We start from the raw sequence: 1,637 nt of genomic DNA on the forward strand, positions 1-1,637 counted from the left end.
GCCCGGCGACGGCCCAGGGCCCGAGCGCCCCCGCGATCCGGCGCGCGATCCCGGATTCCGCGACGGCGAAACCGAGCCTGAGGCCGGCGAGCCCGTAGGTCTTGCCGAACGAGCGCAGGATCACGAGCCCCGGCCGCAGCCGCGGGCACAGGCTCTCGACGGCTTCGAGATCGGCGAAGGCCTCGTCCACGACGAGCAGGCCGTTGCGGGCGGAGAGGACTTCGGCGAGGGCGAGCAGCGGGGACGCCGGCCACGTCCGCCCGTCGGGGTTGTTGGGATTGACCACGACCACGACCTGCGCGGTGCCGACCGCTTCGAGGCATGGCACCGCCGAGACGGCGTGCCCGGCCCGACGCCACGCCGCCGCGTGCTCGGCATAGGTCGGCCCGACGACGCAGACCGCGCGCGGCGAAACCAGGCGGGGGATCGTCTCGATCAGGATCTGCGTGCCCGGCGCCGGCACGATGCGGTCGGGCGCCGCCCCGTAGGCGCGGGACGCCGCCTCGCGGAGCGCGGCATGGTCCGCGGCGGAGGGCAGCCGGTGGAACAGGCTGGCGTCGATCGCCGGGCAGGGATAGGGGACCGGATTGATCCCGGTCGAGAGGTCGATCCAAGGCTCCGGCGCATCGGGAAACATCCGCCGCGCCGCATCGAGGTCGCCGCCATGGGCGATCGGCTCCGCCTCGGGCCTCCCCGGACCCCAGACGCCATGTCCACCGCGCTCGCTCATCCGCCCGATACGCTCGCCATCCTCGCCCTCGCCCTCGTGATCGAGGCGGCCTTCGGCTATCCGGACGCGCTCTACAGGGCGCTCGGCCACCCTGTCACCTGGATCGGCCGGGTGATCGCCGCCCTCGACCGCGGCCTCAACCGCGGCGGCCGCACCGCGCGGCGGCTCGGCGGGATTCTCGCGCTCGCCGTGCTCCTCGCCGGCGTCGGCGCGACCGCCCTCGGTCTCACCCTCGCGGCGGGGCTGGCCGGCCCGCTCCCGGCGATCGCGCTCATCGCCCTCCTCTGCGCCAGCCTGCCGGCCCAGCGCAGCCTGTACCAGCACGTCGCCCGGGTCGCGGAGGGGCTGCGCGGCGAGGGTCTGCCGGGCGGCCGGCGCGCGGTGTCGATGATCGTCGGGCGCGATCCCGAGACGCTGGACGAAGCCGGGATCTGCCGCGCCGCGATCGAGAGCCTGTCGGAGAACTTCTCCGACGGCATCGTCGCGCCGGCCTTCTGGATCGGGCTCGGCGGCCTGCCGGGCGGCGCGCTCTACAAGGCGATCAACACCGCCGACAGCATGATCGGCCACCGCACCCCGCGCCACGAGGCCTTCGGCTGGGCTTCGGCCCGGCTCGACGACCTCGTGAACCTGCCCGCCTCGCGGCTCACCGCCCTGCCGATCAGAGCATGGCGAGCCCGGTCGCGCCGGCGGCGAGCCCCCACAGCAGCACGCAGGCGGTTCGATAGAGGCGCAGGGCCCGCTCGATGTCGTCGGCCGCCGCCGCCGCGCGGCCGTCGCCCATCCAGGCATCCTCGACCGCGACGCCGGCATAGACCCGCGGGCCGGCGAGCCGAAGGCCGAGCGCGCCGGCCATCGCGGCCTCGGGCCAGCCGGCATTCGGCGAGCGGTGGCGGCCGGCGTCGCG

The 1,637-nt window shown here is 75.7% G+C and carries 2 protein-coding genes and 1 pseudogene; 1 reads left to right on the forward strand and 2 read right to left on the reverse strand.

Going from position 1 to position 1,637, the window contains the following annotated elements; translation table 11 throughout:
* Positions 1–730, reverse strand: a 730-nt coding sequence (locus FV223_RS27090; RefSeq protein ID WP_147729798.1) for an aminotransferase class I/II-fold pyridoxal phosphate-dependent enzyme, incomplete at its 3' end; no start/stop codon positions are given.
* Here FV223_RS27090 and FV223_RS27095 point away from each other — a divergent pair.
* Positions 710–1,387 (forward strand): annotated as a pseudogene (locus FV223_RS27095) (CobD/CbiB family cobalamin biosynthesis protein); the annotation flags it as partial. The gene FV223_RS27090 and the pseudogene FV223_RS27095 overlap by 21 nt on opposite strands.
* A gap of 4 nt (positions 1,388–1,391) precedes the next feature.
* Here the strand turns inward: FV223_RS27095 and FV223_RS27100 are convergent.
* A partial coding sequence (locus FV223_RS27100; protein WP_187276268.1) for a cobalamin biosynthesis protein occupies positions 1,392–1,637 on the reverse strand: 246 nt, incomplete at its 5' end.

The sequence above is a fragment of the Methylobacterium sp. WL116 genome (genome assembly GCF_008039455.1).
GTDB lineage: Bacteria > Pseudomonadota > Alphaproteobacteria > Rhizobiales > Beijerinckiaceae > Methylobacterium.